The sequence below is a fragment of the Oceanobacillus sp. M60 genome (assembly GCF_053839645.1).
This window is the reverse complement of the sequence record NZ_JBSSNH010000001.1, coordinates 74,612-90,058: the sequence shown is the minus strand read 5'-3', so window position 1 is coordinate 90,058 and position 15,447 is coordinate 74,612. Positions and strand designations below refer to the sequence as shown.

Sequence of the window (15,447 nt, the reverse complement as noted above, 5' to 3'; positions counted from 1 at the left end):
TAGAACGATTGAAGCTGCCAAAAGCGCCTAATCACTTTAAAGATTACGGCGCTTTGAATCATTTTGCTGGATTCATTGAACATATCTCTCATCAAAATATTCAATATCATCGATGTACCATTTATTATCTATTTTCATCATCGTAATATTGTCGTACAGCTCGTATTTGGAATCCTGATCAGGAATATCGGATGGCAAGGTGATACGAATCTCTGTGCCTACGATTTTATCGTCCTGTGTCAGCCAGGATGATACGCCTTTTCTTCTGGAAGCTTCAATTTGAGAATAGCGGAATCCGTCACCCGTATTTGTTAGAAAAAAAGTGATATTTTCAGGAGTTTCTTCATAATCCGGATTTCCTTCCATGCTGTTTCGGATTTGATAGGCAACTTTTCTGGAAAAATCACCTGAAAAATATTCGCCCAGCTGATCGTCAACTGTTTCGATGACCTCTTCCGGATCATCTGAATCAATAATAAGGTCGCCGTGATTTAATTCATGAATAAAGTCTTCCAGTACGTCCAGGCTTCCCACTTCTGCCTTGTCATGAGAATCAACGCAGCCAGATAATATAATAAAGATACATAAATATAGCACAGACCCAAAAATATTTCGCAAAGCGTTCCTTCCTTTCTGCCTTCCTTATCTGTCCTTTCCTAATCTTTCTAATTTTTCTCCATTTGAGTCATACTCGGTAATCCAATAGACATGATATTTATCCATTAACGTATCTAAGCTCTCTGCAAATTCTTTATTTTTATCAGCAATTGGCATGCTGTTTTCATTGAATTTCTCCAAAGCAATTTCTGTTTCTGATTCCGTACTGTCAGGGTTTAACTCATCAGCAAGCTCTTGGAATAATGCTAATAAATAAGACTCTCTGTCTAATAGTAATTCGTTTAAATCATTAACAGCACGATATTCCAAATCTGTCTGCTCCAGATAGTCAACACTTTTTGTTAAAACAGGCAATATATCGTTTTCGATAATAAGTAACATTTCTTCGGCATCCTCTGCCCAATTAAGAGAGGAGTATGTAGAACTATCTATCTCCCAGTTCTCCATCCAATGATTATAAAAGGCAATCAGTTCATCGCCTTTTTGACTTTTATTAAAACAGCCGGAAAGAAGCAGTATGCCAGCCAATCCAAAGAATAGCCAAACCCTTTTCAACAAAGCCACCTCCTTGCATTGCTAAGTAATAACAGCGCAATACAGAAACAAGATACAGCGTACCTTTTATGTACAAAAATAACGAATGTTTTCATGATGTAATAAATAATAATAAGAATATCGGAACAAGAAAAGAAACAACCACAGCACTGAGTGTCATAGATAAAGCACTGATGGCGCCTTCCATTTCACTGTCCTCTAATACTTTTGCCGTCCCTATTGCATGAGAAGCCGTTCCAATACTGAGTCCTTTAGCAATGGGATGCTCAATCCGGCAAATTTTTAAAATAACAGGCCCAAACATTGCTCCGCTGACACCAGCTAACATAACGAATACAGCAATTAGGGAAATATTCCCGCCTGCTGTGTCCGTAATACTGATCGCAATAGGAGCAGTTACAGATTTAGCAGCAACAGTCTGAATCAGCCAGTCATCAAAACCTAATAGCTTTGCTCCTGCTATTCCAGTAAAAACACCGGTCAGAGAACCGGCAAATATACCGATACCTATCGCACCTGCATATTTTTTGATTAAGTGAATTTCTCTGTATAAAGGAACAGCCAGAGAGACAACGATAGGACCGAGAAAAAGATCAATCCACTGCCCGCCAATCATATAGGTTTCATAAGAGATTCCTGTTAAGGATAAGAAAATGACCATACTTGCCGTACAAAGGAAAATAGGCATGGTAAATGGGCTTGGTTTCCTTCGATATATCCTCTTGGATAACCGGTACAGGATAAACGTTCCTGCAATTGCCGTTATCCCAATAAAGAAATTAGTCATAGGATTTCACCTCTTTTTAAGATGAAATTTGTTACAATCCCACTGACACCGATAACAATAAAGGTACTAACAATAACCAATAGAATGGTCAAGCTGCCTTTGCCATAAAAAAAGGTTAAGTACTGGATAATTCCAATGGTAACCGGGATAAAGAAAAATGGGATATCTTTTAAAAGAAAATCAACACCAGCCTGCATCCACGTTAAAGGAATTATTTTGAAAAATAACAGGCTGAAAAGCAGCAGCATCCCAATAAGACTGCCGGGAATACTCAGGGAGAAGAAGCCTTGAATAAGCTGGCCAATAAAATTAAAAAGAAATAAAATACCAATTTGTAAAATCATTATGAAATACTTCACTATAAACCTCCGTTGTTATTCTCCATTTTGAACAGCCTTTAAAAAAGAAAAGATACTAATCATTTTATCAGAAAACGTGTCATTCGTTAAAGGGCGTTTTGAAAGCATATTTCCTTTCTTGAAAATCTTGATAATCTGGAACGCGACCCGTTGATGAAAAAAGATTTTTGTTGTCTGTCCCTTCTAAATAGAAAAAGTAGGATTGCATAAAAAAACAGCCCGGCAAAGCGCTGGCCAGGCTGTTTGTAATCTTAATATTATTACATGATCATCATTTTGTTAATCAATCATATTACTTTTCTTGCTCTTAAGATAGGCTTTATGAACACGCGGTGCAATCCATGGCCGGAAAGTATATCCTAACAGAATAAAGATAGCCGGGAAAATCGCCAGTATAAGGAATCGGTTGTAAACAACAGACCATACAATACCGCCGGTCGCTTCTCTTAGAATATCAATAGCATACGTGAACGGCAGGAATGGGTGAATAGCCTGGAAAAATTCCGGCGCTACTTGGATTGGAAACATTCCGCCGCCGCCTGATAATTGCAGAATCATAAAGATAATCGCAATCGCCTTTCCGACGTTTCCAAATAAGGAAACTAACGTGTATACGATAATCATAAACGCTAACGCAATCAAGACGCTAAAGAGTGTAAAGTAAACAGGGTGTGCCATATAAGCATCGAGTATAAAGATATTGCCGAGCGAAACAATGACCGCTTGTAAAATAGCTACAATCAAGAACAAGGTCATTCGGCCAAGATAAATATCTCTTAAGCTGAATTCTTCTCTATTTTTATCTTTTAGATCCGTTGTAATCAAATTACAAAGCAGTAATGCACCAACCCATATTGCCAGCACAGTGTAGAATGGTGTGTTGGCTGAACCGTAGTTCGGGATAGGGAATAATTTTTCTTCATCCAGTTGTACCGGACGGGAGAAATACTCTGTTTCATCACTCAAGTCATTCTGCAATGCAGCAATTAATTCCTCGATAATTTGATCGTCTTCCATCTGTTTTATCCGGTCATAGGCATTTTGAATATCCTCTTTGTATCCTGGCCAATCATCACGGATAAAGTCGGCCATTTCTCCAATAGCTTCCTGCGCTTCCGGTAAATTATCCTGCACAAGGGAATTCAAATTCTCATATTGGGCAATTAAATCATCCATATCGTTTGTAACAAAGCCGGCTAAATTATTTATTTCATCTTCTAAATGCGGCATATCATTCTGGAAAAAGCCGCTTGCCATATCCACACCATTTTTAAATTCAGGGAAGTGTTGATTTACAGTATCAGAGACATCACTGAATTGTTCTTCATAATATGGTAAGTTCTCATTTAAAAGGTTTAAATAATATTGGGAATCATTAACAACTGTTGCTGCTTCCGATAAATAATTAGAAGCTAAATCAGTATATTCCAATGCGGCACTTAACTTGGAATCTGCATCATTTAACCTATTTTCTAACGTAGTGAAAGCATTATTCACAAATGGTTCTAATGTGTCCTCGTTAAAGGTTTGTAACGTATTCAAATCATTTATGGCGTTATCCTTCACGTCTTCTAACTGGCTAAGGTCTAAATTTCCGTTTTCCAGAAAATCAATGACATTATTTAAATTAAAATCGCCGCTTTCAAGAGCCTCTTGAATGTTATCCAACTCCTCTTTATTCTCCGGAGTTTCTAATAAAGCAAGTGAGTTCTCCGTGCTTGTAATAGAGGATTGAAGCCCTTCAATACTGTCCTGAATCGCTTGAAGTTGCTCTTCTGCATACTCTGCCCGGTCAGGATTTTCCTTCATGGCAATCAATTCAGGCAGTTGCTGTATATTGCTTTTAGCAAGGTCTATATTTTGATCCAATACATTGGAAATTTCATCAAAAGCCTGCATCGTATCGTCATGAAGTTCATTAATGACTTGGTCGATTTCTTCATCACGCTGCTGCGTTTCCGGTGTATCTTCGGATTGCTCTGTTTCTTCTGCAGCATTATCGTTATTTTCTTCGCTTTCTTGTTCTGTGTTTTCTTCCGCGTCATTGCTGCTTTCTTCGTTATTCTCTTCGGTACCTTCTTCGGCATTGTCACTATTCTCATCGGTTTCTTCGTTCTCTTCATTTTGTGAGGTATCTGGAACAAATTCAGCATTTGCTAAATCTTCTTTGACCTCATCGAAAGAGGATTGGTAATCAGCTATTGCCTCATTTAACGTAGTTATATCTTCTTCCGTAAAATTATCCGCTTCTATTTTAGTAAGCATATCCTCTAATTCAGCAGAAAGTTCATTTCCTTGCTCTTTTGTTCCGTCAGCAGTACTGCTTAATTTATCTAAGGACTCATTTGATTCCAGACTGTCTGAATTACGAAGCTCTTCTAGCATTTCTTCCAGCTTACCTTGAGAATCACCAACTGAATCCTTTACGTTATTCACAAAATCAGGTGTTACGGATTCTTCTGTATTAAAATCAAAGGAAGGCAGTCCATTGATAATTTCCTCCGCTTCATTGATTCGGCTGTTGACAAGCTCTGATACTTCATCGGTTGCTTGTTCGGCCTCTTCTAACGTGTCCTGTGCATTATCAACCTGATTTTGATAGTCCTGAATTTGATTATTGATCTCTGGAATACGTTCTTGTACATCTGCTAGCGTATCGCCGGCAGTAATACTTGCTGCATAAGCATCCTCCAGTCCCTGATTAATCGCAGGGAAATATTGCTGGATAGAGCTGATTCGAGTTAAAGCATTTTCGATGTCAGGCATGGATTGATTTAATTCAACCACTGCATTTCCAAGCCGATTGATATCATCCAGATGAGACTGGGCAGTCAGAATCTGATCTCCGCCTTCCCGAATGTTCGACTCGTACTCCTGTAAGCTGTCTAATGTATCTGCATAGTTCTGAATCGTATCTTGATCTTCGTCTAACTGAACAATAAGGTCGCCTGCTTCATCAATATCATCAATGTGATCATGCAGATTATAAACAGCATCTCTTATTTTTTGCATGGTAGGCAGATTTTCTTCAAGCTCTATCCCTGCGTTATTAAATTCTTCCAGCAATGTTTTTGCCGTTGTCTGCACAAATTCATCATTAATGGTTTCTGTGATTTGTGTAGCTCCGGTGCTGGTCATTTTAGGAGCAATGGCATTGACCTTTTCATTCACTTTATATTGGACGATGGCGCTCCTTGGTTCTTCATTAAGTATACTGGCTACATCCTCCGAAAAGCTTTCAGGAATATGAATTGTGGCAAAGTATTCTCCTGTATATACCTTTTCATCTGCTTCTTCAATGGAATCATCGAACTGCCAGCCTAACGAATCATTTTCCTTTAAGTTTTCTATCAGTTCGTCTCCCATATTAATGGATTGGTCTTCCACTTCCGTCCCGGTATCATCACTGACTACGCCAATTTTGATTCCCTCTGTATTGGAGTAAGGGTCCCAGGATGCTTTTATATTAAACCAGGCATAAAAAGAAGGGAGGATGGCTAACCCAATAATTAAAATAAGAACAGAAGGAACCCGAATGATGTTTTTCATATCTTGTTTAGTAATTTTAAAAGCTTTTTTCAAAAAAATTCTCCTCTTTTCTCGATCGGGTAAATAAAAAATTATAAAATGTGTTATTATTTCAGAATCAATGCTAACATCTATAGTTGATATAAAAGAATAAATATGTTGTCTTCCTCTGGCGGTTGCACATAATAAATTCAATGTAGTTTCTCACCTATAGATTTTGGTTATGTGTCTTATTTTATGCTTTATACATACAGATTGAAGTATCCAATGGCTGCCAGAATCAGTACTTTTAATTTTTTAATGTTCATCTTTTACTAGAAGTATGGTATCATAAAAATAAATGAATGACAATCAGTCAGTTTTAAAATTTTCAAAAGGGGGCATAGTAGTGGCTAGAATATCAAATAAAAAAGAGCTTATTTTAGAGAGTGCCTATCAGATTTTTAAAGAAAAAGGGCTGGAAGATACGCGTGTCTCCCAGATTGTGAAAAAAGCCGGGATTGCTCAAGGAACATTTTATTTATACTATAACAGCAAAATGGATGTTCTCCCGGATTTAGCACAGCAAATCATCTCCAATTATACGCAATACCTTACAGAGCATGGAGATATAGAAGCTGGGCTGGATGCTAATTTACGCCTGGCAATAGATCGTATTTTTGAAGTGAACCAGGAAGATAGAACAATCCCTTCGATTGTTTACGCAGGGATTACCAGAAGCGGGGATATCGATAAGTGGAAGGTCATTTATCGTCCATTATATGATCTGATTGCTGACTATCTGAAGGCTGCAAAAGCAAATGGAGAAATCCGGGAAGATATCCATCCGGATTATTATAGTGAATTTGTAATATCTTTAATTGAATCTACGGCAAGAGGCTTGATTTTATTTCAGCATTCTCCGGAGGAAGTGGAAAAATATAAAGAAGAACTGTCATCCTTTATATTGAATGCTGTGTCTTGGACTCCGATAAAAGTAATTTAAATTAAAAAGACTTCGATTCTAGTATTTTTATAGAAGCGAAGTCCTTTTATTATTCATTCGTATGAACCTTCTTAGCTTAATAATACTTCCTTTTCTGCTTCTAATTGCAATGTGTCATTCATTTCCTTGTTTAAATCAGCAAATAAATCAGGGTGATCGGATAACGAAACACCGTATGATGGAATCATTTCCTTGATTTTCGGCTCCCATTTTGTGAAATGATGCGGGAAGCAGCGCTGAAGTACATCAAGCATGACATCAACAGAGACAGATGCTCCAGGGGAAGCGCCGAGTAAAGCCGCAATCGAACCATCTTCTGCAGTGATTACCTCGGTCCCGAATTGAAGGGTCCCTTTTCCGCCTGTATCGGTATCCTTAATAACCTGTACCCGCTGACCAGCAACTACAATATCCCATTCTCCGCTCTTGGCATTAGGAATGAATTCGCGTAAGTCTTCCATTCTTTTTTCATCTGACAGGAGCACCTGCTGAATAAGATATTTTGTCAGGGCCATTTCCTTCGCCCCGGCTGCCAGCATAGTGGTTAAATTATTTGGCTTGATAGATCCAAATAAATCCAAGTTTGAACCGGTTTTTAAAAACTTCGGTGAAAATCCAGCGAAAGGACCAAATAATAAGGAGCGTTTTCCGTTAATAAATCGAGTATCTAAATGCGGGACAGACATTGGCGGAGCACCGACTTTTGCTTTTCCATAAACCTTCGCGTGATGCTGTTCAACAACTTCCGGATTATTACAAACCATAAATAATCCGCTCACCGGGAATCCGCCAATATGCTTTGATTCCGGGATATTTGTTTTTTGTAATAAAGGCAGACTGCCGCCTCCAGCACCAATAAATACAAATCGTGCTTTATGATAAGAAACTTTGCCGTTGAATAGATTCTTAACTTTCACTTTCCATAATTGATCTTTCGTACGAGTAATCGATTCTACCTCATGCTTAAAGTAGAGCCGTGTCCCGCCTTGTTCCTCCAGTTGATCAAACAGTTTTCGCGTTAAGCTTCCAAAATTGATATCGGTACCTGACTCAATTTTGGAAGCGGCAATAGCCTCATTATCATTACGTCCATCCATCATAAGCGGAATCCATTCTTTTAACTTTTCTTCATCATCCGTAATCTCCATGCCTTCAAATAATGGATTATCCTTTAGAGCTTCTACACGTTTCTTTAGAAATTCCACATTTTTTTCGCCTTCTACAAAGCTTAAATGCGGTACGTTTTGAATAAAATCACCAGGGTTTTCTAATATACCCTGTTTCACCAGATAAGACCAATATTGTTTCGAAAGTTGAAATTGTTCATTTATTTTTATTGCTTTCGTAATATCAAGCGTGCCATCTGCCTGTTCCGGTGTATAGTTCATTTCGCATAGAGCCGAGTGTCCTGTGCCGGCATTATTCCATGCATCCGAACTTTCCCGCGCAGTCTGGTCAAGTTTTTCAAAAACATTAATCTGCCATTCCGGTTGCAGTGTTTTTAATAAGGAGCCAATCGTGGCACTCATGATTCCACCACCGATTAAAATGACATCTGTTTGATTCGTATCTTTCCTCATCATCGTCACAAACCTTCCTAAACTAAAATTCTTGCATGTATACTCTTACAAAATAGAATTCTCTAAAAATAACGGTCCAGCTGTTATTTAAATAAACAGTTACCCATATTAATCTATTATACTCCTTTTTGATAAAAGAAAAAAGATGTTTCACGTAATCGAATGATTATAAGTACAAATAAAGGGTGAAAAGGTCCTGCTAAAGGGGGAAGATGACTGCAAAAAAACTGCGAAAGCTGATCTATTTGCATCAGCGCCCGCAGTTTAAGATGACTTCTTCCGATAAAGGGGAAGCGTACAGCATCGGAAGGATCCTCCGGATTTAATAATTTCAGAAAAAGGAACTTCTATAATATGATAGCCAAGCTCTTTCAATAGATGATTCACCCGTTTATTTTCAGGAAGGCTGATTACTTTTTTATCTCCGATAGACAGGATGTTTGGCGCCATACTGAATTGTTCCTCTTTGGTTACTTCGATTAATGTATAATGCTCCTTCATCATTTGATAGGCAGCTTCACTCATTCCATCCCGGTAAATTAACGCCTGTGCGCCCTCCAGGATATTAAATACACAATCCAAATGAAGAATATCCTCCTGCAATGGAACAGCGGTAACCTCCAGATGAGGGAATTGCTCACAGAGATAATCGATTGCTGCCTGATTTGTGCGCTGGCTTAAGCCAATCCAAATACGATTGTTGTCAAGAATCACATCTCCGCCCTCTATACTTGTGTTGGAAAAAGAAGTATAGTCCAGTTGTTTGTCCCGAAGCCACTTTTTTAAAAGAATGGTTTCTTCCTTGCGAATATCCCGGTCCATATTAGCCGCGAATAATGTATCATGAAGTGTAAAACCAATGTCCCGGGTAAAAACTTGCTCATTTAAATTTGGCTTTGCCGGGAGGGAAATGACTTCGACATCGTTATCCTCCAGCGTTTTTACAAAGAAATCATGTTGTTCGGTTGCTTTTTTTATATCAATATTCTCGGTTGCATAATAAGCCTGTGTTTCATTAATAACCGTTGTAATTTTCATATAATCTGGCGGGACAACGATGACTTGCTGTAATGGGTCAAATTCATTTTGACAGTGAATGATATATTTTTCATTTTCCTTATTATCCATATAGACTGTGCCCCCAATTTTTCCTTAAGGTAACTTGTTTCCGTAAATTTATTATATGTATTAAATGATGAGGATGCAACGAACTTGGTGGGGCGAGTAATCGCAGCAATGATGTCAGAGTAATACGCCGCTGCGAAAAAACACTACGCTTTCCATGGGCTTGTGCTCAGCCTCCTCAAAAAAAGAAGTTCGCTTTTTTTCTACGGGTCTTCACCCTACGCTTTCCCATTCGAGCCTCTGTATTTTTCCTTCGCTAGATAGTTTTTTACTACCCATTTGTAACAAATATAATATTCAATAAACTCATTAACCTGACAACATTGGTAATCGCAGTCCCATACCAACACCAATGCTTAAAAACAAAATTGGTCATTCATACATTATCCGCGGCTTAACTAGCAGTAAAAACTTCATTGATATGTTTCAAGAATCTTTAAGAAATCATACCTTTAAGCAGATATCCTTAGGGTACTAACTTTTAAGCTGATGAGGCAGAAAAACGTTAGACTGAATAAAATATCGCTTTATCTTATTATGGCGCAGATTGCTAAAAAAATCCATCTATCGTATGTTATGATGAAAATGATAAATTTGTATCGGAAAGAGGATAATGGTTGGAAGATATACGGCACAGAAACAATCGATACAACCTTTGTTGATGGGAAGGCAATGAGATTAGCGATGCTTATACTGGGATGGAATACAGCGGTCAGGATATCGAACAGCTGGACGGAGAGTATGCCGATGCTATAAAAAAATTAGATTTCAGCTCGGTTGATGATACATTAACCGTAGCGTACTATACGGAAGAAGTGGGTTATGCCATTGCTGATATCATGATTGGAAATAATCCGCTCCAGCAATTAACTGTCGAAGTATTAGCAGATATGAAGGATTATTTGACGATTGAAGAATATATAGATCAATGGATGAGCACGGCAGAGGAATTAGGCTCCGTTGAAATAAATATTTTAGAACAAGAGGAAGATTATGCTATCTTTCCTTCTGGTATGACAGAGGCTACCCCGGAATTTGCAGAGCAATTTCAGGTCAGCAAGGTATATCTTGACGGCAAAGATATTTACACAATCGATTATACCCAACTGAATGACAGTGAAATCGATGATGAAGAAATAGATAGAAGGGTACAGATATTAAAGGAAATGGAGTAATATAAAATATGAAAATCTCCTCGTCACTACAGTACAGTGGATAACGGGGAGATTTTTTTAGATTTCCTTCTTTTTCTTTTTAGAGACTTTTTCATTCGGAATGTATTTTGAAAAGTGTACGGCAAAAATAAGGCATACTAATGCAAGCCCCCATGCAACAACGCCGCTCCAATACAGCTGCAATTTAGCTCCAATATAGATGATAAGAATACTTACTAAAAAAAGAATTAATGTTAAATACCGTTTCATCTTCCTTCCCCCTAAAAATCTGAACACAACGATATATATAATGATGGTTATTATCTAGTTTTTCTTTTCTATTTTAATCTATACCAACAGTATAAAGGATATGTCAATCATCGTCATGATAAAAGCCTTTTTAATATATGTATGCTGCTTTATTTCTGTAAATGATATTTGAACAATTTGTAAATTAATGAATAAAACCTTTTCTAAAGTATATTTTTCTGACCACTTTTGATAAAATAACCTGGTAGTAATGAAATATGAAGGAGAACAAGCATACATGGAATGGAAAAATGTATATCGTGGTTTAATTATGGGTTCCGTAGAGGTTGTTCCAGGAATAAGCGGGGGAACAATCGCTGTATTATTAGGCATTTATGAACAGTTAATTGCATCAATAAGCGGTTTTTTCAGTAAGGATTGGAAGAAGCATCTTAGCTTTTTAATTCCGTTAGGGGTTGGCATGGTTACAGCCATCTTCTTATTTGCCAGAGTGATTGATTGGCTGTTTACACATTACCCAACGCAAACACAATTTTTCTTTTTAGGACTGGTTATTGGAGTAATTCCGTTCTTATATCAAAAGGCAGAAGGGAAAACAAAGTTCCAGGCAAAACAGTATATATTGCTGATTATTGGGTTCATTGTTGTTAGCGGATTGGGAATTTTAAATCCGAATGAGGGACAGGTTATTCAAGATATTAATACAGATACGTATATCTTATTATTTATTGCGGGATTTATCGGCAGCAGTGTGATGATGGTGCCGGGAATTAGCGGATCTATGATAATGATGCTGCTTGGTGTATATCCAACGATAATGGCTGCCATCAGTAATTTTCAGTTTTCTGTTATCATTGTGGCAGGTGCGGGGATTGCACTTGGTTTTATTATTATGAGTAAAATTATTGCTTATTTTTTAAGAAATTATTTTACAAGTACCTACGCGATTATCATCGGGCTTGTTATCGGTGCCGTTACCATTGTTTTTCCGGGTATCCCGGCAGGCGCTGGAAGTATTATTGTGTGTATCCTTTTATTTATAGGCGGATTAATTGCAGCATTGGCATTGGGCAGATTAGAATATAAATAAAATGGAATGGGAGAGATGATGATGGAAGCAATTAAAACAGAAGCAGCATTTCAAGAAATTATTCAAAGTGAAAAACCGGTAATTATAAAATTCTTTGCAGACTGGTGTCCCGACTGTAAACGTATGGACATGTTCATCGGCGAGGTAATGGAAGAATTCAACGGCTATGACTGGTATGAGGTGAATAGTGATGAAGTGTCTGGATTAGCCGAGAAGTATGAAGTAATGGGCATTCCAAGCATTCTTTTATTCCAAAACGGTGAGAAGATCGCTCATCAGCATAGCGCGTATACCAAAACGCCGGATTCTGTTACAGATTTCTTGAAACAACATCTAGGCTAAAAGGCTTTGACAGCAGGCTTAGACCATGCTTGAATTAAACTGTTTCCCAAAAGGATTGAACGAATAGACAATTCTGCTTGATAAAGCAGAGTGATTTACGTAGGTAATTATTCATTCAGCTGTTTTGGGGACAGTTTTTTTGTATAATTAATTCGTATGCTTTAAATATAAAAAAGTGAAAAAATAACGTACGTTGGACACCCCGGTTAGAGGAAGTGTCATGTTTTCTTTAGAAAGGAGCACAGGCCATGCAGGAACGAATACTTATTGTTGAGGACGAACAAAAAATCAGCCGTGTTTTGCAATTAGAATTAGAATATGAAGGCTACGAAACAATCGTTGCAGCAGATGGCAAACAAGCGCTGGAATATATAGAAGCGGAAGAATGGAGTCTTATTTTATTAGATATTATGATACCTGAATTAAGCGGTCTGGAAGTATTAAGGAGAGTCCGCAGACAGGAGAACGACACCCCGGTTATTTTACTGACTGCCCGTGATGAAGTGTATGATAAAGTGAACGGCCTTGACCTTGGTGCAAATGATTATATAACTAAACCTTTTCAAATTGAAGAATTGCTAGCCCGTATCCGTGCGAATTTACGGAAAACCGTTCAGAGCGGGAGCAGTAATGAAACATTGCAAGTAGGCGATTTACAAATTGACACGGCGGCGCACGAAGTTATCCGGTCAGGTAATATGATTGAATTAACACCTAGAGAATATAATTTATTAGTCTGTCTATTGGAAAATAAAAATAGAGTATTGACACGCGAACAATTAATTGAAAAGGTCTGGGGCTTTGACTATATTGGTGAAACAAATGTGGTAGATGTCTATATCCGCTACCTGCGTCAAAAGATAGATAAAGGATATGATAAAGCATATATTCAAACGATACGTGGCGTAGGCTATTCGATTAAGGAAGGAAGCCAATGACATTACGTAAAAAAATCATTTTATTTTCATCTGTTTTTATGTTTTTGGTGATTGCTATTTCACATACGGCAATTTATTTTCTATTTTACCGAACGGCTTCCAATGGAGAAATCGATCAGCTTCATATCCAGGCAGACGCGTTAGTGTCTACCATTGCCGAAAATAATTCCTTATCGGAAGAAGCAATGGGAGAACTGTTAAAGGCTTATTTGCCAGCGAACGGAATTATTCGAATTATAAATGAAACAGAGAATGATGTTCTTCCTGTGCAGACAAAATCAAATCGTTATACAGACTTGAGTGTAAGTTATACAACATCAGAAACAAGCCGTATTGTCCAAGACGACAACACAGGAAGCAATTTTGCGGTTATCGAAAAACCAATCATTTGGGAAAGTGGCGAAATTGTTACAGTTCAGGTAGCGAATGAACTGGTTTATTTAGATGAAACAATGGGGACATTAACATACGTGCTTTTATTCTCCAGTGCAGTGATACTGATTCCAACTGTTATAGCGAGTATCGTTTTAAGCCGCTTTTTATTAACACCAATTCAAAAGCTAAAGGATACGATGCGACGGAATATCCTTAATAAAAATTGGCAGAAGATTGATGTGGATGAGCGTTCTAAGGATGAGCTTTACGAAATGGAAACCACATTTAATGAAATGATTGACTCCTTAAAAGAAAACTTTGAGAAACAGGAAGCCTTTGTATCCAATGCATCTCATGAACTGAAAACACCTATTCAGATTATCAAAAGCTACGCCCAGCTTATTGAACGTCAAGGAAAGAAGCGTCCGGAATTACTGGATGAATCTGTAGGAGCCATTGATTCAGAGGCTGACCGGATGCAGAAGCTTGTAGAGCAGCTGCTATTATTAGCAAAGCATAAAAATGAGGAACAGAAGCAGGCAGTAAATATACAAACGATAGTAAAGCAGGTTATTCAGACGTTCCAAAAGGCATACCCTGAACGGAGCATTCAGCTGGAAGCCGAAGCTGGAAATTATGAAAGCTTTGGTAATATCGATCAGCTAAAACAAATCCCATATATATTAATTGAAAATGCATTAAAATATAGTGAAGAAGCAGTTCTGGTAACAATGCATACAGATACGGAGAAAACTGTGATTCAATTTAAAGATGATGGGGAAGGTATTGCTCTTGAAGAACAGGAGAAGATTTTCGACCGTTTCTACCGCGTGGATCGTGCCAGAAATCGAGAAACTGGCGGAACGGGCCTTGGATTAGCTATTGCTAAAGAAATCATTGAAAGACATGATGGAGAAATCACCGTGGAGAGTGAAATTGGTCAGGGATCAACATTTACTTGGATTCTTTCCAAATAACATTTTTCTCATCAATTTCTAATCTAGTTATCATGCTTTCATAAAAACTGCTGTTTATACTAGAGAGAAAGGGGGGATAGAGCATGCGTAAAAATATAATCTGGGTGATTGGCGGTCTGATGGTGCTTGGTATTATTGGTTTAACCGTATATCAGACTAATGCTACATCTTCTAATCCGGATCTAAGCAGAGAGGAAATCAGTAACCTTGTCACTGCCCAATATCCCGGTCAACACACAGAACCTGAATTGAGTGTGGAGAATGGGGAACCGGTTTATCAGATGGAAATCACGCAGAATCAAGGTGTCTATTCCTTAAAATTAAATGGAGATACAGGGCAGGTAATTGATTTGACAGCTACGGAAAAAACAGCTGAACATCATCAAGAGAAAGAAACAGAAAACGATACAGAGCCTGCAAAAGAAGGTGAAAATGAAAATCCAGAATCAAATGAGGACACAGAAACTGCCGAAGAAAAAACAGACAGTAATGCTGATAATCAAGCGGCAGAAAATGATGCTGTGATATCACATGAAGAAGCAATGGAAATTGCCAAAAAAGAATTCCCGGGAGAAGTCACAGATTTGGAAATGGATTCGGATGACGACATTTTAGTTTATGAAATCGAAATTATCAATGGAGAAGATGAAGCTACGATTGAAATTAATGCTTATACGGGGAATATTGTTTCATTGGAAATTGATTTAGATGATTAAAAGTATTATAAAGAAATCCAAACGTATTCTCCTTGAAAGAAATGTGAG

General features: G+C 37.8%; 15 protein-coding genes. 7 read left to right on the top strand and 8 right to left on the bottom strand.

Annotated features, from left to right (window positions below):
• Nucleotides 1–72: 72 nt before the first annotated feature.
• From ACW0TQ_RS00495 to ACW0TQ_RS00475, 5 genes are all read right to left on the bottom strand, one after another.
• Entirely contained in the window at nucleotides 73–618 is a 546-nt protein-coding gene (locus tag ACW0TQ_RS00495; RefSeq protein WP_212929097.1) for a hypothetical protein, read from the bottom strand.
• Nucleotides 619–642: 24 nt separating this feature from the next.
• Nucleotides 643–1,173, bottom strand: coding sequence for a hypothetical protein (locus ACW0TQ_RS00490; protein WP_368901110.1), 531 nt, complete (start codon nucleotides 1,171–1,173; stop codon nucleotides 643–645).
• A 91-nt stretch (nucleotides 1,174–1,264) separates the two neighbouring features.
• Nucleotides 1,265–1,960 carry an LrgB family protein gene (locus ACW0TQ_RS00485; RefSeq protein WP_042532351.1) on the bottom strand — a complete coding sequence of 232 codons (696 nt, stop codon included), beginning with the start codon at nucleotides 1,958–1,960 and terminating at the stop codon, nucleotides 1,265–1,267.
• Nucleotides 1,957–2,319: a CidA/LrgA family holin-like protein gene (locus ACW0TQ_RS00480; RefSeq protein WP_455725249.1), complete on the bottom strand. Its 363-nt coding sequence runs from the start codon at nucleotides 2,317–2,319 to the stop codon at nucleotides 1,957–1,959. The genes ACW0TQ_RS00485 and ACW0TQ_RS00480 overlap by 4 nt, the downstream gene beginning before the upstream one ends.
• A 279-nt stretch (nucleotides 2,320–2,598) precedes the next feature.
• Nucleotides 2,599–5,901: a YhgE/Pip domain-containing protein gene (locus ACW0TQ_RS00475; RefSeq protein ID WP_042532355.1), complete on the bottom strand. Its 3,303-nt coding sequence runs from the start codon at nucleotides 5,899–5,901 to the stop codon at nucleotides 2,599–2,601.
• Between the two features lie 334 nt (nucleotides 5,902–6,235).
• Here ACW0TQ_RS00475 and ACW0TQ_RS00470 point away from each other — a divergent pair, with 334 nt between their 5' ends.
• Entirely contained in the window at nucleotides 6,236–6,832 is a 597-nt protein-coding gene (locus ACW0TQ_RS00470) for a TetR/AcrR family transcriptional regulator (protein WP_052484989.1), read from the top strand.
• A 71-nt stretch (nucleotides 6,833–6,903) separates the two neighbouring features.
• Here the strand turns inward: ACW0TQ_RS00470 and mqo are convergent, their stop codons facing one another.
• Nucleotides 6,904–8,412: a malate dehydrogenase (quinone) gene (mqo, locus tag ACW0TQ_RS00465; protein WP_193064441.1), complete on the bottom strand. Its 1,509-nt coding sequence runs from the start codon at nucleotides 8,410–8,412 to the stop codon at nucleotides 6,904–6,906.
• 264 nt (nucleotides 8,413–8,676) lie between these two features.
• Entirely contained in the window at nucleotides 8,677–9,540 is an 864-nt protein-coding gene (locus ACW0TQ_RS00460) for a dimethylarginine dimethylaminohydrolase family protein (RefSeq protein ID WP_256705788.1), read from the bottom strand.
• A gap of 695 nt (nucleotides 9,541–10,235) precedes the next feature.
• On the opposite strand from ACW0TQ_RS00460, the gene ACW0TQ_RS00455 reads away from it, so the two are divergent.
• Entirely contained in the window at nucleotides 10,236–10,712 is a 477-nt protein-coding gene (locus ACW0TQ_RS00455; protein ID WP_455725248.1) for a hypothetical protein, read from the top strand.
• A 57-nt stretch (nucleotides 10,713–10,769) separates the two neighbouring features.
• Here the strand turns inward: ACW0TQ_RS00455 and ACW0TQ_RS00450 are convergent, their stop codons facing one another.
• Entirely contained in the window at nucleotides 10,770–10,961 is a 192-nt protein-coding gene (locus ACW0TQ_RS00450) for a hypothetical protein (protein ID WP_042532362.1), read from the bottom strand.
• Nucleotides 10,962–11,238: 277 nt separating this feature from the next.
• Between ACW0TQ_RS00450 and ACW0TQ_RS00445 the strand changes: the two genes are divergently transcribed.
• From ACW0TQ_RS00445 to ACW0TQ_RS00425, 5 genes are all read left to right on the top strand, one after another.
• Nucleotides 11,239–12,051 (top strand): DUF368 domain-containing protein, encoded by an 813-nt coding sequence (locus ACW0TQ_RS00445; RefSeq protein ID WP_042532364.1) that lies wholly within the window; start codon nucleotides 11,239–11,241, stop codon nucleotides 12,049–12,051.
• Between the two features lie 21 nt (nucleotides 12,052–12,072).
• Nucleotides 12,073–12,393, top strand: a complete 321-nt coding sequence (locus ACW0TQ_RS00440) for a thioredoxin family protein (RefSeq protein ID WP_042532366.1) — start codon at nucleotides 12,073–12,075, stop codon at nucleotides 12,391–12,393.
• Between the two features lie 248 nt (nucleotides 12,394–12,641).
• A complete protein-coding gene (locus ACW0TQ_RS00435) occupies nucleotides 12,642–13,331 on the top strand; it encodes a response regulator transcription factor (RefSeq protein WP_042532368.1) in 690 nt (229 codons plus the stop codon).
• The gene (locus ACW0TQ_RS00430; RefSeq protein WP_042532370.1) at nucleotides 13,328–14,683 is read left to right on the top strand and encodes a sensor histidine kinase; all 1,356 of its coding nucleotides are present in this window, start codon (nucleotides 13,328–13,330) and stop codon (nucleotides 14,681–14,683) included. Before ACW0TQ_RS00435 ends, ACW0TQ_RS00430 begins: the two co-directional genes overlap by 4 nt.
• An 83-nt stretch (nucleotides 14,684–14,766) precedes the next feature.
• Nucleotides 14,767–15,399 carry a PepSY domain-containing protein gene (locus ACW0TQ_RS00425; RefSeq protein WP_042532372.1) on the top strand — a complete coding sequence of 211 codons (633 nt, stop codon included), beginning with the start codon at nucleotides 14,767–14,769 and terminating at the stop codon, nucleotides 15,397–15,399.
• The last annotated feature ends 48 nt before the right edge of the window (nucleotides 15,400–15,447 follow it).